The sequence below is a fragment of the Mycobacterium sp. ACS4054 genome (assembly GCF_001667275.1).
Lineage (GTDB): Bacteria > Actinomycetota > Actinomycetes > Mycobacteriales > Mycobacteriaceae > Mycobacterium.
Genome location: NZ_LZHV01000052.1, coordinates 57,560 through 75,103, shown reverse-complemented (window position 1 = coordinate 75,103; position 17,544 = coordinate 57,560). Strand labels below are relative to the sequence as shown.

The 17,544-nt window shown below is 68.9% G+C and carries 22 protein-coding genes and 1 tRNA gene; 12 read left to right on the top strand and 11 right to left on the bottom strand.

Going from position 1 to position 17,544, the window contains the following annotated elements; genetic code table 11:
* A complete protein-coding gene (locus tag A5730_RS14535) occupies window positions 1-903 on the bottom strand; it encodes an STAS domain-containing protein (protein WP_067901439.1) in 903 nt (300 codons plus the stop codon).
* A 163-nt stretch (window positions 904-1,066) separates the two neighbouring features.
* Here A5730_RS14535 and A5730_RS14530 point away from each other — a divergent pair, with 163 nt between their 5' ends.
* Complete coding sequence (locus A5730_RS14530) at window positions 1,067-1,435, top strand: STAS domain-containing protein (protein ID WP_156745811.1); 369 nt, start codon at window positions 1,067-1,069, stop codon at window positions 1,433-1,435.
* 162 nt (window positions 1,436-1,597) lie between these two features.
* Window positions 1,598-2,098 carry a DUF6328 family protein gene (locus A5730_RS14525; protein ID WP_055399940.1) on the top strand — a complete coding sequence of 167 codons (501 nt, stop codon included), beginning with the start codon at window positions 1,598-1,600 and terminating at the stop codon, window positions 2,096-2,098.
* On the opposite strand, the gene A5730_RS14520 is transcribed toward A5730_RS14525, so the two are convergent.
* The gene (locus tag A5730_RS14520; protein ID WP_067901434.1) at window positions 2,066-2,758 is read right to left on the bottom strand and encodes an HAD family hydrolase; all 693 of its coding nucleotides are present in this window, start codon (window positions 2,756-2,758) and stop codon (window positions 2,066-2,068) included. The two genes, A5730_RS14525 and A5730_RS14520, sit on opposite strands and share 33 nt — an antisense overlap.
* Window positions 2,759-2,919: 161 nt before the next feature.
* Between A5730_RS14520 and A5730_RS14515 the strand changes: the two genes are divergently transcribed.
* From A5730_RS14515 to A5730_RS14505, 3 genes are all read left to right on the top strand, one after another.
* Window positions 2,920-3,237 (top strand): hypothetical protein, encoded by a 318-nt coding sequence (locus A5730_RS14515; RefSeq protein ID WP_067901431.1) that lies wholly within the window; start codon window positions 2,920-2,922, stop codon window positions 3,235-3,237.
* A gap of 59 nt (window positions 3,238-3,296) precedes the next feature.
* Entirely contained in the window at window positions 3,297-3,608 is a 312-nt protein-coding gene (locus tag A5730_RS24975) for a hypothetical protein (RefSeq protein ID WP_067901429.1), read from the top strand.
* 76 nt (window positions 3,609-3,684) lie between these two features.
* The gene (locus tag A5730_RS14505; RefSeq protein ID WP_067901426.1) at window positions 3,685-3,987 is read left to right on the top strand and encodes a DUF4193 domain-containing protein; all 303 of its coding nucleotides are present in this window, start codon (window positions 3,685-3,687) and stop codon (window positions 3,985-3,987) included.
* A 69-nt stretch (window positions 3,988-4,056) separates the two neighbouring features.
* Here the strand turns inward: A5730_RS14505 and A5730_RS14500 are convergent, their stop codons facing one another.
* From A5730_RS14500 to ponA2, 5 genes are all read right to left on the bottom strand, one after another.
* Window positions 4,057-4,632 (bottom strand): hypothetical protein, encoded by a 576-nt coding sequence (locus A5730_RS14500; protein ID WP_067901424.1) that lies wholly within the window; start codon window positions 4,630-4,632, stop codon window positions 4,057-4,059.
* 83 nt (window positions 4,633-4,715) lie between these two features.
* A tRNA-Pro gene (locus tag A5730_RS14495) sits at window positions 4,716-4,789 on the bottom strand.
* 61 nt (window positions 4,790-4,850) lie between these two features.
* The gene (locus A5730_RS14490) at window positions 4,851-5,966 is read right to left on the bottom strand and encodes a PLP-dependent cysteine synthase family protein (protein WP_067901422.1); all 1,116 of its coding nucleotides are present in this window, start codon (window positions 5,964-5,966) and stop codon (window positions 4,851-4,853) included.
* On the bottom strand, window positions 5,963-6,961 hold the full coding sequence (locus A5730_RS14485; protein ID WP_082946839.1) for a metallophosphoesterase: 999 nt from the start codon (window positions 6,959-6,961) through the stop codon (window positions 5,963-5,965). The genes A5730_RS14490 and A5730_RS14485 overlap by 4 nt, the downstream gene beginning before the upstream one ends.
* A gap of 90 nt (window positions 6,962-7,051) precedes the next feature.
* Window positions 7,052-9,481 carry a transglycosylase/D,D-transpeptidase PonA2 gene (ponA2, locus tag A5730_RS14480; RefSeq protein ID WP_067901417.1) on the bottom strand — a complete coding sequence of 810 codons (2,430 nt, stop codon included), beginning with the start codon at window positions 9,479-9,481 and terminating at the stop codon, window positions 7,052-7,054.
* A gap of 363 nt (window positions 9,482-9,844) precedes the next feature.
* On the opposite strand from ponA2, the gene A5730_RS14475 reads away from it, so the two are divergent.
* The gene (locus A5730_RS14475; RefSeq protein ID WP_055404068.1) at window positions 9,845-10,195 is read left to right on the top strand and encodes a WhiB family transcriptional regulator; all 351 of its coding nucleotides are present in this window, start codon (window positions 9,845-9,847) and stop codon (window positions 10,193-10,195) included.
* Window positions 10,196-10,211: 16 nt separating this feature from the next.
* Here A5730_RS14475 and A5730_RS14470 read toward each other — a convergent pair whose 3' ends face one another.
* Together A5730_RS14470 and A5730_RS14465 are read right to left on the bottom strand one after the other, a co-directional pair.
* Complete coding sequence (locus A5730_RS14470) at window positions 10,212-11,384, bottom strand: ArsA family ATPase (protein WP_067901414.1); 1,173 nt, start codon at window positions 11,382-11,384, stop codon at window positions 10,212-10,214.
* Window positions 11,381-12,400, bottom strand: coding sequence for an ArsA family ATPase (locus A5730_RS14465; protein ID WP_067901411.1), 1,020 nt, complete (start codon window positions 12,398-12,400; stop codon window positions 11,381-11,383). The genes A5730_RS14470 and A5730_RS14465 overlap by 4 nt, the downstream gene beginning before the upstream one ends.
* Window positions 12,401-12,470: 70 nt before the next feature.
* On the opposite strand from A5730_RS14465, the gene A5730_RS24745 reads away from it, so the two are divergent.
* From A5730_RS24745 to A5730_RS14455, 3 genes are read left to right on the top strand one after another with little or no spacing between them, the layout of a single operon-like run.
* The gene (locus A5730_RS24745) at window positions 12,471-12,632 is read left to right on the top strand and encodes a DUF4177 domain-containing protein (RefSeq protein ID WP_007166633.1); all 162 of its coding nucleotides are present in this window, start codon (window positions 12,471-12,473) and stop codon (window positions 12,630-12,632) included.
* Window positions 12,633-13,097 (top strand): RidA family protein, encoded by a 465-nt coding sequence (locus A5730_RS14460; protein WP_067901407.1) that lies wholly within the window; start codon window positions 12,633-12,635, stop codon window positions 13,095-13,097. It abuts the gene before it with no gap.
* A complete protein-coding gene (locus A5730_RS14455; protein ID WP_067901403.1) occupies window positions 13,094-13,888 on the top strand; it encodes an MBL fold metallo-hydrolase in 795 nt (264 codons plus the stop codon). Before A5730_RS14460 ends, A5730_RS14455 begins: the two co-directional genes overlap by 4 nt.
* A gap of 119 nt (window positions 13,889-14,007) precedes the next feature.
* On the opposite strand, the gene crp is transcribed toward A5730_RS14455, so the two are convergent.
* Both crp and A5730_RS14445 read right to left on the bottom strand, forming a co-directional pair.
* The gene (gene crp / locus A5730_RS14450) at window positions 14,008-14,682 is read right to left on the bottom strand and encodes a cAMP-activated global transcriptional regulator CRP (protein WP_007166630.1); all 675 of its coding nucleotides are present in this window, start codon (window positions 14,680-14,682) and stop codon (window positions 14,008-14,010) included.
* Between the two features lie 97 nt (window positions 14,683-14,779).
* Window positions 14,780-15,160: a hypothetical protein gene (locus A5730_RS14445; protein WP_067901400.1), complete on the bottom strand. Its 381-nt coding sequence runs from the start codon at window positions 15,158-15,160 to the stop codon at window positions 14,780-14,782.
* Window positions 15,161-15,348: 188 nt separating this feature from the next.
* Here A5730_RS14445 and nth point away from each other — a divergent pair, with 188 nt between their 5' ends.
* The 3 genes from nth to A5730_RS14430 are packed head-to-tail and all read left to right on the top strand — an operon-like array spanning window position 15,349 to window position 17,540.
* On the top strand, window positions 15,349-16,029 hold the full coding sequence (gene nth / locus A5730_RS14440; RefSeq protein ID WP_055404062.1) for an endonuclease III: 681 nt from the start codon (window positions 15,349-15,351) through the stop codon (window positions 16,027-16,029).
* Between the two features lie 9 nt (window positions 16,030-16,038).
* Window positions 16,039-16,686: a TlpA disulfide reductase family protein gene (locus A5730_RS14435; RefSeq protein ID WP_067901397.1), complete on the top strand. Its 648-nt coding sequence runs from the start codon at window positions 16,039-16,041 to the stop codon at window positions 16,684-16,686.
* Window positions 16,687-16,715: 29 nt separating this feature from the next.
* On the top strand, window positions 16,716-17,540 hold the full coding sequence (locus tag A5730_RS14430; protein ID WP_156745810.1) for a CoA pyrophosphatase: 825 nt from the start codon (window positions 16,716-16,718) through the stop codon (window positions 17,538-17,540).
* Window positions 17,541-17,544: the final 4 nt, after the last annotated feature.

Here is a 17,544-nt window from a genome sequence, read left to right as displayed (position 1 = left end):
CTAGCCGGTCTGCTCGCCGGTGCGAGAGACCTCGTAACCCAGCAGGCGTTCGGCTTCCTCGATGCCGCCCTGCAGGTCGCCGACGGCGTTCATCTTCGACAGGTCGAGGCCGATCGTCACCAGCGTCAGGGCGATTTCGGAGGACAGGCCGGTGATGATGACGCTGGCGCCCATCAGCCCCGACGCGTCGACGGTCTGCACCAGGTGGTTGGCCACCGTGGAGTCGATCGTCGGCACACCGGTGATGTCGATGACCACCACTTTCGCGCGGTTGGCACGGATGGCCCGCAGCAGCTGTTCGGTGACCTGGCGGGCGCGCTGGCTGTCGAGCACCCCGATGATCGGCAGGATCAGCAGCTGTTCGCGCACCTGCAGCACCGGCGTCGACAGCTCGCGGATGGCCTCCTGCTGTTGGCGGATGATGCGCTCGCGTTCCTGCACGAAGCTGACAGCCACCGTGTTGGCGATGCGGTTGGCCGCCGGCTCGTAGGCGTCCAGAACCCGGTTGAGCATCTCGAATTCGGTTTGATACTTCTCGAACAACGAGCGCGCGAGCACGTCGCGCAGCAACAGCACGATGCCGACGACCTCGTCGGTTTCCACGCCCCGGGGAATGATGCGTTCCGACAGGTCGCGCGCGTAGGCCTGCAGCGCCTCGACGCTACCGGTCTCGAGCACCTCAACGTAGTTGTCGTAGACGGCGGTCGCCTCGGAGAACAGCTCCTCCGGCGTCATCGCGGTGAGCAGTTCGGCCTCGGTGATCCTGCGCGCCCATTCCTCGCGCAGAACGGTTCGGTTCTGCCGCAGGTGCTGGACGAGCTGGGGCAGCAGGCCCTCGCTGGATACATTGTTCGCCTGTGCGGTGGCGGCCGCGCTGCTGAACTCCGCCGGCGAATCTGACATGTGGCCTCCCGAGTGCCGGTCCGCGCCCCGTCCGTATCCAGGCTCGTTTTGCGAGACTAGCGTGGGTTGTCGCGGGGCAGGTGTTGAGGGCATATTCTTCTCGCAGTTCGCAACGCAGGCTAGGCTTGCACCACACTTAATGCCCAGGGACAAAGGATCGCCATTGTCAGCTCCTGATTCGATCACCACGTTGGTTGAGGACCATGATGGGGTGTCCGTGGTCAGCGTCAGCGGCGAAATCGATCTGGTGACGGCGCCGGCCCTGGAACAGGCCATCGGCGCGGTAGTCGCGGACAACCCGACGGCGCTGGTCATCGACCTTTCGGCGGTGGAATTCCTCGGCTCGGTGGGCCTCAAGATCCTGGCGGCCACCTACGAGAAGCTGGGCGACGCGACGGGGTTCGGGGTGGTCGCCCGCGGCCCGGCGACCCGTCGGCCGATTCACCTGACCGGCCTGGACAAGACGTTCCCGCTGTACCCCACGCTGGACGACGCCCTGACCGCGGTGCGGGACGGCAACATCAACCGCTAGCCGGTTATCCGGCGTCAGCGCTTGCGCGACAACGTTTTTGGCGATTTCGGATGCCGAATGGCCGCACGGCGGTAAGCACTTCGAATTCACGGCGGATAACGATTCTCGTGCCGTCGTCGTGAAACGGCGCTGGCGCATACGACAGGTGCGATGATCACGGCTATGGACGTCGATAATCCGCAAGACGACCAGCGCTGGGATAGCCGTGAGCGTGGCGAAACAGAAATCCAACGGCTGGACCGCAATTGGAACAGCCTGCTGCAGGAACTGCGGGTGGTGCAGACGGGTGTGCAGCTGCTGACCGGCTTCCTGTTGACGCTGCCGTTTCAGCAGCGTTTCGACGTCCTGGCGCCCGCCCTGCGCGACGCCTACCTGATCACCGTGGGCTGCTCGGTCGGCGCGACCGTGCTGCTGATCGCCCCGGTCGGGATGCACCGGATGCTGTTCCGCCGACACCGCCTGCAGGTGCTGGTGTCGGCCGCCCACCGGTGCGCCTACGCCGGGCTGGCGTTGCTCGGACTCGCGCTGACCGGCGTGACGGTCATCGTGTTCGCCGCCGTGGCCGGGCGCAGCCCGGCCCTGATCGCGGGAGTGTGTGCGCTGGCGCTGTTTACGTTCTTCTGGTGGCTGCTACCGCTGTTGCTCCGCACTCGCGGCATGTAGCGCGAGTTCGCCGATGCGGGTCGAGTCCAGATTCTCGAGCAGGTCCTGCGGATCGGTGAAAATCGGGGACGAGCCCGCCGCCTGCAGCTCCTCGCGGGCGATGCCGCCGCTCAGCAGCCCGATGCACGGCACGCCGGCGCCCGCCGCGGCGGGCGCGTCCCACACGGCGTCCCCGATGAACACGGCGTGGTCGGCGTCGACCCCGGCCCGGTCCAGCGCGACCTGCACGATGCCGGGTGCGGGCTTGGCCATGTCGACGTCGCGCGACGACGTCGTTTCGGAGATGACGTCGTCGCAGTCGAGGACCTTGCGCAGGATCTCCAGCTCGTCGTCGGGCGCCGAGGTGGCCAGCACCACCTGCAGGCCGAGGTCGGCGACGCGGCGCAGCAGCGCGCGGGCCCCGGGCAGCGGCGCCAGCAGCGGGGTGCACTCGCGGTAGAAGCGGCTGTGCCCGTCGCTCAGTCGCTCCTGCACCTCGTCCGGGGCGTCTTTGGAGAGCGTTCGCACCAGCGTGGAGCCGTCCATGCCGATGCAGCGGTGGATCTGCCAGGCGGCCACGGGCAGTCCCTCGGCGTCGAAGGCGCGTTGCCACGCGTACACGTGCAGGTAGTTGGAGTCGACCAGGCTTCCGTCGACGTCGAACAGAACGGCGGGTTTCATCTGCCCGGCATACCCAGGCCGCGGCCTGCTGACACCGGCGGCGTCGTTTGGTTATCGACGCGACGGGTAACCGCCACCCATGGTCCGCGCAGCGGCGGCCACTGCAAAGCTCCGCGGCTTGCCGCACGGATCGCCCTGGTACACAAGCCTTCTCGCAAGGAATGACGTTGAATTACCACAAGATCGACCCGGTCGATCACCAACGAACCGCGCGCCAGCACGCCGGCGAAACCTTCACCTACGGCGCCAATGCGCCCGGGCTCGCCGGCGCGGGTGTCGCGGTGCTCGCCCTGATCGTGGGCCTGTTTGCGTTGGCGACCCGGCACTTGTCGGCGGGATTGACGGCCGTCATCCTCGCCGTCGTGCTGGGCGCGGCGAGCGCGGTGTGGCTGCGGCGCACGCACCGCAGAGTCCGCGACGCCGAGCTGGCCTGGCACACCGAGAATGCCGACCGGCCGGCCCCGCCGCCGAGCAGCTGACCCCTGTGAGCTAACGAGCACCCGTCCCTGTTCGACCGCCGGGCCGTTTAACTGCGCCGATGGCCGGGTACGTGGGGAGCATGGTCGCGCCCGTTTCGTTGCGAGCAGCAAATTACCGGGGAGAGTACGAGCGTGACTTCCCCGTGCTCGGCATCGCGGCCGTGGCGGTGTGGGCGGTCAGCCTGGCGATCGGTCTGTTCGAGCTGTTGGTCGGGCACGAAGGGGTTGCCATACCGGCGCTGATCGTGTCCATCGTCGCGCCGTGGTTGGGCTTGGCGCTCGCGCACTTACCCGCCGCCGTCCGGCAGTTGAGGCGGCTGGGCCCGCGCCGGCGCAACTTTTTTGCGCCGTCCGGTGTAACGCGCGCCTGAACGGGGTACAGCCTGCGCCACGGGATGAGTACTCCGAAAGTGCGTCAACCCGGCTCATTAGCAGGAAGGAACTGCCATGCCGACCGCAAGCGACTATGACGCACGCCGGGTCTCCGACATGGACGGCCAGGACAAGTCCGCGATCCGCGAATTAGCGCCGACACTGCAGGAATCGTCGATCGCGGTGGTCGACGAGGATCCCAACGACGTGGCCTTCTTCGAGCTGCCCGGCGCCGACCTGTCCGGCGAAGAGCTGTCGGTGACGGTCATCCCCCAGCGGTCCGACGAGTTCACCTGCTCGAGCTGTTTTTTGGTCCAACACCGCAGCCGGTTGCGCAGCTCGACCGGCGGGCTTCCCGTCTGCGCCGACTGCGCGTAACCGACGGGCCGATCGCGCGCGAAAACCCTTGTGCGCGCTGGGACTTGAGCGTGGAGGCCCGAAAACCGTTCACGCCTGGGCCCATTCGCGTTCGCACACGCCGCAGCGCCGGGTGACCATCGCCCAGTCCGGTTCGTCTTTGGCGGGCTCGCGGATCAGGTGCGCCGAGGTGTCGCCGCAGCCGGGGCAGGTGCAGATGGCGCGGTAGGGCTCTTGCAGTTGTTGTCCCATCAGCCACAAGTTCTCCGCGCGGGTGAACGGCACGATCACCAACGACTCGGGGCGAGGGGGCGGGTGCGGGTTGTCGAACCACAACAGACCACAGGTCACTGTCCCCACCGCCGTGAAGATGGCCAGGATCATCGTCGGGATGTCCCACGGCCAGTTCGGCGGGATGGGCGTCACCGCGAGAACCACCAGCACCACCGAGATCAGCGCGCCGACGATGGTTCCCGGTTTGGCGAACCGGTAGCCGCCGACGTTCAGCGCGGTCCATGCCTCGATCTCCTGCTGCCGCTGCGCGATCTCAGCCAGGGTGGGGTGGTCGGGGCTGCCGGCCGGGGCACGGGAGTCAGCAAAGCGCGTGGCCGGTTGGCCAACCCTGCGCCGCCGCCTCTGCCCGGGCGACCGGCTTACCAGCGCCATGCGCGGTGAGCTTAATGGCAAAGCCGCCGGGCCGCAGTGTCAAATCTTGTCGCCGGCCGTCCTGCCAGCTAACACGAACTGAGTCGGGGTGGCGGGATTTGAACCCACGGCCTCTTCGTCCCGAACGAAGCGCGCTACCAAGCTGCGCCACACCCCGCTTGAAGCTCCGACAGCCTATCGCACCGGCCCATCGGCTGGCCAAATCGCGGTGTGGCGGGTCACTTCCACACGCAGGAGCGCTCGAACTCCACCAGCGCCTCGGCGGGTCCGCCCGGATCGAGCCCCTGCGCGCTGACCCACTCGTCGTCGAAGTAGGTGTCGTGGTAGCGGTCGCCGCTGTCGGCGAGCAGCGTGACCACCGAGCCGCTGCGCCCCTCGGCGACCATCTCGGCCAGCAGGCCGAAGGCGCCCCACAGGTTGGTGCCCGTCGAGGGCCCCACCCGGCGACCCAGCACGGCGCTGACGTGGCGGGCGGCCGCGATGGAGGCGGCGTCGGGCACGGCCACCATGCGGTCGACCACGCCGGGCAGAAACGACGGCTCCACCCGCGGCCGGCCGATGCCCTCGATGCGCGACGAGGTGGGCATCACGACGTCATAGTGGTCGTCGGCGTAGGCGGGGAAGAACGCGGAGTTCTCCGGGTCGACGACGCACAACCGGGTCGGGTGCCGCCGGTAGCGGATGTAGCGGCCGATCGTCGCGCTGGTGCCGCCGGTACCCGCGCCGACGACGATCCACTCCGGAATCGGATGGGCCTCCTCGCCCATCTGCTCGAAGATCGACTCGGCGATGTTGTTGTTGCCCCGCCAGTCGGTGGCGCGTTCGGCGTTGGTGAACTGGTCCAGGTAGTGCCCGCCGGTGTCGCGGGCGACGCGCTCCGCCTCGGCGTACACCTCGGCCGAGTTCTGCACGAAATGGCAACGGCCGCCCTGGGATTCGATCAGCGCGATCTTGGACGAGCTGGTGGACGCCGGCATCACGGCGACGAACGGCAGGCCGAGCAGCGCGGCGAAGTAGGCCTCCGACACCGCCGTCGAACCGGAGGAGGCCTCGACCACCGTGGTGCCCTCGTGGATCCACCCGTTGCACAGCGCGTACAGGAACAGCGAGCGCGCGAGCCGGTGCTTGAGGCTGCCGGTGATGTGGGTGGTCTCGTCCTTGAGGTACAGCGCGACCCGGGCACCCGGGCCGTGTCCGGCCCATGCCTCCGGCAGGGGATAGCGCAGCAGGTGCGTGTCCGCGCTGCGGCGGGCGTCGGCCTGGATGAGCCGGACCGCGTTGTCCGTCCAGCTGCGGGAATGGCTGCGGACCGCGATCCGGGCCCGCTGCGTCAACGCACCGAAACTGTTGGCTGCGAACGGCTCAGGTCGCTGGCCGAGTCGCGACCGCCCATCGGGCTGGCGATCAGCGTCAGCAGGGTGGCCTCGGGCCGGCAGCAGAACCGTACCGGCGCGAACGGCGAGGTACCGATCCCGGCGGACACGTGCAGCGCCATGTGCGCGCCCCAGCGGGACGGTCCCTTGGCGCGCGACCGGTCCAGGCCACAGTTGGTCACCAGGGCCCCGTAGAGCGGCAGGCAGACCTGCCCGCCGTGGGTGTGTCCGGCCATCACCAGCTGGTAGCCGTCCGCGGCGAAGCGGTCCAGCACCCGCGGCTCCGGGGAGTGGGTCAGCCCCAGGCGCAGGTTCGCGGCCGTGCTGGCCGGGCCCGCGATCGTCTCGTAGCGGTCCCGGTCGATGTGCGGGTCGTCGACGCCGGCGGCGGCGACGTGCAGGCCGGCCACCTCGAACTCACGGCGCGTGTGGGTGAGGTCCAGCCAGCCGCGCTCGGTGAACGCCGCCCGCAGGTCCTGCCACGGCAGCGGTTCACCGCGGACGCGGTGCGACGGGTTGGTCACATAGTTCAGCGGGTTCTTCAGGCGCGGCCCGAAGTAGTCGTTGCTGCCGAACACGAAGACACCCGGTCGCGACAACAGGTCACCGAGGGCCTGCACCACCGCGGGCACGGCCTTGGGGTGCGCCAGGTTGTCGCCGGTGTTGACCACCAGGTCGGGCTCCCAGTTGGCCAGCTCGCGCAGCCAGGCCTGCTTGCGGCGCTGGTTGGGCGTCATGTGCAGATCGCTGAGATGCAGCACCCGCAGCGGCGTGGAGCCCGGCGTCAGGACGGGCATGGTGATCTCGCGCAGGACGAAGGCGTTGCGCTCGACGACGGCGGCATAACCGATGCCGGCTACCGCCGAACCGAGCGCGACGGCACTGGTGCGGATGAGCGTGGGCAGCGCCCCGCGACGACGCGGTCCGCGCAGCGGCCCGCCGAGGAGTGGGGCCATCGAGCTTGCATCAGCCATGTTGGCAGCCTACTGCCGGTTGCCCTTTGGCAACGTATAGCCGGCGCCACGGCGTCATGGTCGGCGCGGCGATTACGGGGGCGGGGCGCCCGGCGGCGGGGGCGGCGGCGCCAGCAACGGAATGGTGATCGGCGGCAGGCCCGGGATCTCGACCACCTGCGACCCGACCGGCACCGGCGCGCCCTCCGGCGGCGGCGGTGGCGCCGGCGGGATGCCGTTGCTGACCTGAATGGTGATGATGGAGCCCGGGATCGTCGCGCCGCTCGGGGTGGTTCCGACCACCTCGCCCTGCTTGGCGCTGCTGTTGACGAAGTTGTTCTGGTCGGCGACCTGGAAGCCGGCCTCCTTGAGGCGGGCCCGCGCCGCGTCGATATCCAGGCCCGCGACGCTGGGCACCCGCGACCCGGGCGACCCGTCCACGTAGCGGGGATCGGTGGGCGGGAGTGCCACCGGCCCGAAGTTGTTGGCGATCGGCTTCATCGCGGTGAACCAGGTGCGGGCCGGCTCGTTACCGCCGTACAGATCGCCCTCGCCGCAATGGCGCAGGGGCGCCGAGCACAGGTCCGTCGGCGAGGTCGAGTCGTCGTAGATGTAGTTGGCCGCGGCGTAGTGATTGGTGAAGCCCACGAAGCCGGAGGAACGGTGCGCCTCGGTGGTGCCCGTCTTACCGGACATCGGCAGCGTCCAGCCCGCGGCGCCGGCCGAGCCGGCCGCGGTGCCGCCGCCCACCGCGTCCTTGCTCATCGCGTTGGCCAGGGTGTTCGCCAGCCCCTCGGGCACCACCTGGTCACAGGTCTCGGTGGTCACGGCGACCTCGTTGCCGTGCCGGTCGATCAGCTTGTCGATCGGGTTCGGCGGGCACCAGGTGCCGCCGGAGGCCAGCGTGGCCGCGACGTTGGACAGCTCGAGCGCGTTGACCTCGATGGGGCCCAGGGTGAACGAGCCGATGTTCTGCCGTTTGACGAAGTCGGCCAGGCTCTCGTTGCTGTCCGGGTTGTAGTCGCGGGCGGTGCCCGGGTCGGCGTAGGACCGCAACCCCAGCTTGATCGCCATGTCCACCGTGCGGGTCACCCCGACCTGCTGGATCAGCTTGGCGAACGCGGTGTTGGGCGAGGTGGCCACCGCCTCGGTCACGTTCATCGATCCGCGGTAGTTGCCGGCGTTGACCACGCACCAGGTGTCCTTGGGGCAGCCCTTGGCGCCGCCGCTGCCCATGCCCTTGGCCTGAAACCGGCCCGGCACCTCGAGCGTGGCGTTGGTACCCATCCCCATGTCCAGGGCAGCGGCCGTGGTGAAGATCTTGAACACCGAGCCCGCGCCGTCGCCGACCAACGAGAACGGTTGCGGGCGCATGGTTTCGCCGGCGTCGAGGTTCAGCCCGTAGGTGCGGTTGCTCGCCATCGCCATCACCTTGTGCGACGTCTTGCCGGGCTGGATCACGCTCATCACGCTGGAGATGCCCGGCAGCGTGGGGCTGGCGAACTGGTCGATGGCCGCCTTGACCGGGACCTGCACGTCCGGGTCCAGCGTGGTGCGGATCAGGTAGCCGCCGCGGGCCACCTGTTCTTTGCTGATCCCGGCGCGGGACAAATACTCCTGGACGTAGTCGCAGAAGAACGCGCGGTCGCCGGCCGCGATGCAGCCCCGCGGCAACTCGTTGGGCTGCGGCAGCACGCCCAGCGGCGTGGCCTTGGCGGCGCGCAGCGCGTCGGCCTCCTGCGGGATGTTCTCGATCATGGTGTCCAGCACCAGGTTTCGCCGCGCCAGCGCCCCCGCGGGGTTGGTGTAGGGGTTCAGCGCGCTGGTCGACTGCACCATGCCGGCCAGCAGGGCCGCCTGCTGCCAGTTCAGATCGGAGGCGTTGATGCCGAAGTACGTCTGCGCCGCGTCCTGCACACCGAACGAGCCGTTGCCGAACGACACCAGGTTCAGGTAGCGGGTCAAAATCTCGGGCTTGGTGAACGTCTTGTCCAGCGTGAGCGCCATCCGGATCTCGCGCAGCTTGCGCGCCGGGGTGGTCTCCACGGCGGCGCGCTTTTCGGCGTCGGTCTTCGCCGTCACCAGCAACTGATAGTTCTTGATGTACTGCTGCTCGATGGTCGACCCGCCGCGGGTGTCGACGTCGCCGCGCGCGTAGCCGGCCAACCCGGTCAGCGTGCCCTTCCAGTCCACCCCGGCATGCTCGGCAAACCGCTTGTCCTCGATGGACACGATCGCCAGCTTCATCGTGTTGGCGATCTTGTCGCTGGGCACCTCGAAGCGGCGCTGGGAGTACAGCCAGGCGATGGTGTTGCCCTTCGCGTCGACCATCGTCGACACCGCGGGCACCTCGCCCTCGAGGAGTTGGGCCGATCCGTTGGCGACGACTTCGGAGGCCCGGTTGGACATCAGGCCCAATCCGCCCGCGAACGGAAACATCAGCGCGGTGGCGACGACGCCGGCCAGCAAGCAGTACCCCGCAAGCTTGAGAATCGTGAGGGCGGCCCGGGGGCGGTCTGACATGGCTACTACAGTAGCGGCCCCCAGTCACGTCGCCACGCTGCGCGTTCACCCACTATTTGCCCCCGGCATTGACCAGCGCTTTACGGCCGCGGGCGGGACAAAATTTGCGCGGGCGTCAGTAGAATGCGTGCAGGCTGACGTGTCCAAGATCACTTCTTCGCGTACCGTTCTGGGACGAGACGGGACGCCCGTCCCAAAAAAAGCGTTATCGGACTGTTGCGCAATTGCCAGCTGACCACCTAACTTAGACACACGGTGAGATTCAGGTAACACCGATGTACACAGTGTGGCGTAGATCGCAGGTGAGGATCTGCACCCGAGGAGGGCGGTCGCGAGGGCGGCCGGTAGGGAAGGGAACAGTTCGTGTCAGGAACACGGCCTGCGGCGCGTAGAACAAACATTGCGGCCGCACAAGGGGTACTCCGCAGCGTTGATGCCGAAGAACGGATCGCCTGGGTTTCCAAAGCACTGTGTCGAACCACCGACCCGGACGAGTTATTCGTTCGCGGGGCCGCGCAGCGCAAAGCCGCCGTCATTTGCCGGCACTGCCCGGTGATGCAGGAATGCGGAGCGGACGCGCTGGACAACAAGGTCGAGTTCGGCGTCTGGGGCGGCATGACCGAGCGTCAGCGCCGCGCCCTGCTCAAGCAGCACCCCGAGGTGGTGTCCTGGGCGGACTTCTTCGACAAGAGGCGGGCCCGCAGCGTCGGCTGACCCCGCGATCGGGCCCCTAGCGTAGGGGCCCCTGGGCGGCGGCCCGGGCCGCGTCGCCGCCGACGGTCGAGGTGATCTGGTCGGCAAGCGCGCGCAACGCCTCGAGATCCGAGACGTCGAACGGCAGCGAGGGCACCCCGATGACCGGCACATGCGGATTGGCTCCGGTGAACCGCGACAGCAACCTGATTTCCCGTTTGGCGGTCTGCGCGCGGTCGGCGTGAATCCTCAGCACGGCGGCGGCCAGCGACGCCGCCTCGGAGTCCGTTTCGGCCTCCAGGGTTTCGGTCCCGTCGATCGCCCGCTCGGCGGGCAACGAGCACAACGTCGGGTGGGTGCGGTTCAAGATCAGCCCGGCGAGCGGCATGCCCTCCTGCGACAGCCGGTCGACGAAGAAGGAGGCCTCGCGCAGAGCGTCGGGCTCGGCCGCCGACACCACGACGAACTGCGTACCGCGCCTCTTCAGCAGCGCGTAGGTGCGATCCGCCTTCTCCCGGAAACCGCCGAACGTGGCGTCCAGTGATTGCACGAACGCCGCCGCGTCACTCAGCATCTGCGAGCCCAGCACGGTGGACATCGCCTTCATCGCCAAACCCATTGCGCCGGTGACCAATCGGCCGATGCCCCGGCCCGGCGCGAGCAGTAGCCGCCACAACCGGCTGTCCATGAAGCTGCCCAGCCGCTTGGGCGCGTCCAGGAAGTCAAGCGCGTTGCGCGACGGCGGGGTGTCCACCACTACCAGATCCCACCGGTCCTCGGCCAGCAGCTGACCGAGTTTCTCCATCGCCATGTACTCCTGCGTGCCGGCGAGCGAGCTGGCGACCGTCTGATAGAACTGGTTGTCCAGAATCGCTTGCGCGCGACCGGGTCCGGAGTACTGGACCACCATCTCGTCGAACGTGCGACGCATGTCGAGCATCATCGCGTGCAGCTCACCGGGAACCTCCGGCGCCAGGGGCACCGATTGCGGGGTGTTGCCAAGGTCGTTGACGCCCAGCGCCTGCGCGAGCCGCTTGGCCGGGTCGATCGTCAGCACGCACACGTTGCGGCCGTATTCGGCCGCGCGCAGCGCCATCGCCGCAGCGGTGGTGGTCTTGCCCACGCCGCCCGCCCCGCAGCACACCACGACCCGGTTCGTCGTGTCGGCCAGGATCGCCGCCAGATCAAGCCTATTCGGCGTCGTACTCATCGAACTCCTTGCTGCGCAAGCGATTCCGACAGCTCATAAAGGCTGCCCAGGTCCACGCCGTCGGAGATCGCGGGCAATTCGAGCCGCGGTACCTTCAACGCGTCGAGCTGTTGGGCGATCTCGGCCCGCGCGGCGATGACCGTCGCGTGCTCGATGGTTTCGGTCAGCAGCCCGGCGAACTCGGTGTCGTTCAGCTTGATTCCCGCCATTTCCAGGCCCGCCCGCACCGAGTCCGCGTCGACGTCACCCTCGGCGGCCTTCGCCAGGTCGGCCGGCTGCAGATGCGACGCGATGTTGCGGTTCACGATCACGCTGCCGATCGGCAGCTCCATCTCGGCGAGCTCCTCGATGGCCTCCAGCGTTTCCTGCACCGGCAACGCCTCCAGCAGGGTGACCAGGTGGATGGCGGTCTGCTCGGAGTGCAGCAGCTTCACCACGCCCTCGCTCTGCGAGTGCACCGGCCCGCCCTTGGCCAGATCCGACACGGCCTTGGTGACGTCCAGGAAACGGGCGATCCGCCCCGTCGGGGGAGCGTCGACGACGACCGCGTCGTACACCGGCAGCCGGTTCTTGTCGACGCGCACCACCGACTCCTTGATCTTCCCGGTGAGCAGTACGTCGCGCAGGCCGGGCGCGATCGTCGTCGCGAACTCGATGGCCCCGATGCGGCGCATCGCCCGCCCGGCGATGCCCAGGTTGTAGAACATGTCCAGGTATTCCAGGAACGCGGCCTCGATGTCGATCGCCAGGGCGTTGACCTGTCCGCCGCGTTCGGCGGTTGCGATCTTGACCTCCTGGTAGGGCAGCGGCGGGACGTCGAAGAGTTGCGCAATGCCTTGGCGCCCTTCAACTTCCACGAGGAGGACCTTGCGGCCCCCGGCTGCCAGGGTCAGCGCCAGCGCGGCCGCGATCGTCGACTTGCCCGTACCGCCTTTGCCGGTGACGAAATGCAGCCGGGCCTTCGACAGCCGGGCCGGCCAGCCGACGGCGCTACCGCCGCTCGATGTGTTTGCCACCTTCGCATGCTAGCCCGACCGATCCCCGGGCAGGCCGGAGCCGTTCAGCTCCGACCGATAAGCTCGCGCCATGAGCCAACCCACCGCATGGGAATACGTGACAGTCCCGCTGCTGACGCACGCCACCAAACAAATCCTCGACCAGTGGGGCGCCGACGGTTGGGAATTGGTCTCGGTACTGCCCGGACCGACCGGCGAGCAACACGTCGCGTATCTGAAGCGCCCGAAGTAGATGAGCGCCTCGGCCCGGCTCGCGGAACTCGGCGTCGCGCTGCCCGAGGTCGTGGCCCCGCTGGCCGCCTACGTGCCCGCGGTGCGCACGGGCGATTTGGTCTATACCGCGGGTCAGCTGCCGATGCGGGCGGGACAGCTCGCGGGGACCGGCAAGGTCGGTGCCCAGGTCAGCCCGGAAGAGGGCAAGGCGCTGGCGCGCATCTGCGCGCTCAACGCCCTGGCCGCCGTGGATGCGCTGGTCGGCATCGACGCGGTGACCCGCGTGGTCAAGGTGGCCGGCTTCGTCGCCTCGGCCCCGGGTTTCAACGGCCAGCCGGGCGTCATCAACGGGGCTTCCGAGCTGCTGGCGGAGGTGTTCGGCGAGCGGGGCGCACACGCCCGGTCGGCGGTCGGCGTCTCCGAGCTGCCGCTGGACGCGCCGGTGGAGGTCGAGCTGATCGTGGAGGTCGGCTCACGACCGTGACCGAGGCGCAAGAGTCGTTGAGCCATCCCGCATACGGCAGGTTGCGGGCGGTCACCGACACTGCCTCGGTGCTGTTGGCCGACAACCCCGGATTGCTGACGCTCGAGGGGACCAACACCTGGGTGCTGCGCGGCCAGGGCAGCGACGAATTGGTCGTGGTGGATCCCGGGCCGGACGACGACGAACACATCGCGCGCGTCGCGGGGTTGGGCCGCATCACGCTGGTGCTGATCAGTCACCGGCACGGCGATCACACCGACGGCATCGACAAGCTCGTCGAGCGGACCGGCGCGACTGTGCGGTCGGCGGGCAGCGGGTTCTTGCGTGGCTTCGGCGGTCATCTGACCGACGGCGAGGTGATCGACGCGGCAGGCCTGAAGATCAAGGTGATGGCGACGCCGGGCCACACGGCCGACTCGCTGTCGTTTCTCATCGACGACGCGGTGCTCACCGCCGACAGCGTCCTGGGCCGCGGCACCGCCGTCATTGACTCCGAAGACGGCAGCCTGGCCGACTACCTGGAATCGTTGCGCCGGCTGCGCGGACTGGGCCCGCGCACGGTGCTACCCGGCCACGGGCCGGACCTGGCCAACCTGGAGGCCGTCGCGTCGGGCTACCTGATGCACCGGCACGAACGCCTGGAGCAGGTGCGCGCGGCGTTGCGCGACATCGGCGACGACGCCACCGCCCGCCAGGTCGTCGAACACGTCTATGTGGACGTCGACGAGAAACTCTGGGACGCGGCCGAATGGTCGGTTCAGGCGCAGCTGGACTATTTGCGGCGAGGCTGAATATTCGCAGGAGAAGTGCGAGTAGGCGCCTGCGAAATTACCGGCTCGGCGCAATTACCTCGCACTTACCGGGCTCGGGTTCGAGTTCTCGCTCGGTTGCGCCCGCGCTTCGCGCGCGCTTACCTCGCTCGGCGGGCGAGCCTTTCGGAGTCCGAAATCAGCACACTCTTGCCCTCCAGGCGGATCCAGCCGCGGTGGGCGAAATCGGCCAGCGCCTTGTTCACCGTCTCGCGGGAGGCGCCCACCAGCTGGGCGATCTCCTCCTGGGTCAGGTCGTGGGTCACCCGCATCGCGCCACCCTCCTGGGTGCCGAACCGCTGGGCGAGCTGCAGCAGTTGTTTGGCGACCCGGCCGGGCACGTCGGTGAAGATGAGGTCGGCCAGGTTGTTGTTGGTGCGGCGCAGCCGTCGGGCCAGCACCCGCAGCAGCTGCTCGGCGATCTCGGGACGGTCGGCGATCCACGCCCGCAGCGCGTCGCGGTCCATCGACACCGCGCGCACCTCGGTGATGGTGGTCGCGCTGGAGGTCCGCGGACCGGGGTCGAAGATGGACAATTCGCCGAACATGTCCGACGGGCCCATGATCGTCAGCAGGTTCTCCCGACCGTCGGGCGAGCGACGGCCGATCTTCACCTTCCCCGAGACGATGATGTACAGCCGATCGCCCGGCTCGCCCTCGGCGAACACCGTGTGCCCACGGGGGAAGTCGACGGGTTGCAGTTGCTTGGTCAGCGCGGCGACGGCGCTGGGCTCAACCCCTTGGAAGATTCCTGCCCTTGCCAGGATCTCGTCCACGTTGCCTCTTCAGGTTTTAATGACGGTGATACGTGCAGGTTAATCCCGTGCTCGCGTGATGAGTCTAGCGGTCGGACATTTTGTCCAACGTGCAACGCTACACACGATTGACGTATCGAGGGGCCTTAAACTGCGGATTGATGCGCGTCTGCGCGTGTATTCGCGTCGGCAATGTCAGCTCGCCGCGGTCGACGAAGCTGGCGGCGAACGACGGCGCCGCGTGCCGCGGCCCGGCGGTCAGCCCGCCCAGCGCCGCCGCCGCGAGTTCCCGGTCCTCGCGCCGGTGCAGGTATTCCACCGCCTCCGGCATGCCCTCGCGGGCCAGGGTGCGCACGTCCATGAACTCCACGTGCTCGAAGAGCTCGGCGACCGCGATCATCGTGACGTCTTCGCGGGCGAGCCCCCGTTCGAGGCGCCCCAAGCCGAGCGCCGCCAGCATCAGCAGCCCGGGAACGCAGGCCACCAGCAACCATGACACAAGGAGAGTAAACAGGGCCTTCAATCAACACGAGGTCTCGGCGAGATCACGAAATCAGTACTCTGTCGTAGGTGACAGCGGCAAAGTCGTCCGGGCGCTCGAAGTCCACCCCCGCCCAGGCGGGCGTCGACGCCGCCGGCCGCTTCTCCGAGGAGACCCGAGTCGGCCTGGTACGACGGGCCCGCCGCATGAATAGGGCTCTGGCGCAGGCGTTTCCGGACGCGCACTGCGAGCTGGACTTCACCACGCCGCTGGAGCTGACGGTCGCCACCATCCTTTCCGCGCAGAGCACCGACAAACGGGTGAACCTGACGACGCCGGCGTTGTTCAAGCGCTATCCCTCGGCGCTGGACTACGCGCAAGCCGACCGCGACGAACTGGAAACCCTGATCCGCCCGACGGGGTTCTTCCGGAACAAGGCGACCTCACTGATCGGCCTCGGGCAGGCGTTGGTCGAGCGGTTCGACGGCGAGGTGCCCGCCACGATGGAAGAACTGGTCACGCTGCCCGGCGTGGGCCGCAAGACCGCCAACGTCATCCTGGGCAACGCCTTTGGCGTCCCCGGCATCACGGTCGACACCCATTTCGCGCGCCTGCTGCACCGGTGGCGCTGGACCACCGACAAGGACCCGGTCAAGATCGAGCGCGCGGCCGGCGAGCTGATCGAACGCAGCGAGTGGACCATGCTCAGCCATCGCGTGATCTTCCACGGCCGCCGCGTATGCCACGCGCGCAAACCGGCCTGCGGTGTCTGCGTCGTGGCCAAGGACTGCCCCTCATTCGGCCTCGGCCCCACCGAGCCGCTGCTGGCCGCGCCGTTGGTGCGGGGCCCGGAGACCGAGCACCTGCTGGCCCTGGCCGGCCTGTAGGGCACGGCGTTGACGCGCTCCACGCGCTGGACGATCGCGATCCTCGCGGTGGTGGCGGCGCTGACCGCGGCCCTGGTGGCCCAGCTTCGCGACCAGTCCGCGCCGACGACAACGCCCGGCACCGCGCAGGGCACGCCCTACCGCGAGCACCGCGACGCCGACACGGCGGCCGCGCTGGCCGGTCCGCGGCAGCGGGCCAACCTGGCGCCGTGTCCGGGCGCCGGAGACGGCCCCGGGCCCCCGGCGCTGCGCGGGGTCACCGCCGAATGCGCCGCGGACGGTTCGGTTGTCGACGTCGCCCGCGCGCTGGCCGGGCGCCGGGTCGTGCTCAACCTGTGGGCGTATTGGTGCGCGCCGTGCGCGGCCGAGCTGCCCGCGATGGCCGAGTATCAACGGCGAGCCGGGTCGGACGTGATGGTGGTGACCGTGCATCAGGACGAGAACGAGACGGCGGCGTTGCTGCGGCTGGCCGAGCTGGGCGTTCGGTTGCCGACCCTGCAGGACGGTCGCCGTCGGGTCGCGGCGGCGCTCGGCGTGGTAAACGTGATGCCCGCGACCGTGGTTCTGCGGCCGGACGGTAGCGTTGCCCAGATGCTGCCGCGGGCCTTCGCCAGTGCCGACGAGATCGCCGCCGCGGTCGGAAACGACAAGGGATAAGCCTGAAATTGGACCGACTGGAGCGCCGGGTGAGTGTCGGGGGCGAGCCCCCGCATGCGGCGGGCAAGCCCCCCTCCCGCGCGCGCGGGACGATGCCGCTGACGCCCGACGTCTCCCCGCCGTGGCTGCGTCCCCTGGTCGACAACGTCGAGCGGATGCCGGACGCGTACCGGCGCCGGCTGCCGGCCGACGTGCTCGCGATGATCACCGGCAAGGCCGCGTCGTCGTTGTCGGCGATGAGCGGCCGGGGTCGCGAAGCCGCAGTCCTGGTGCTGTTTTCGGGTCCCGCGTCCGCGCCGGCCGACGGCGGCGTCCCCGACGACGCCGATCTGCTGCTCACGGTGCGGGCGTCGACGCTGCGCCACCACGCCGGGCAGGCGGCGTTTCCCGGCGGCGCCTCCGATCCGGGTGATGACGGCCCGGTGTCCACCGCCCTGCGCGAAGCGGAGGAAGAAACCGGGATCGACGTCTCGCGGTTGCGGCCCTTGGTCACGATGGAACGGACGTTCATCGCGCCGTCGCGATTTCACGTCGTGCCGGTGCTGGCCTACTCGCAGGATCCCGGGCCGGTGGCCGTCGTCAACGAGGCCGAAACCGCGATCGTCGCGCGAGTTCCGGTGCGCGCCTTCATCAACCCGGCCAACCGGCTGATGGTGTACCGGGGGGACCTCGGGCGCCGGTGGGCCGGACCGGCGTTTCTGCTGAACGAGATGCTGGTTTGGGGATTCACTGGCCAGGTGATCTGTGCGATGCTCGACGTCGCCGGCTGGGCCCAGCCCTGGGACACCACCGACGTCCGCGAATTGGACGCGGCGATGGCGCTGGTCGGCGACCAGGGTGAGGCCCCCGGATGAACCT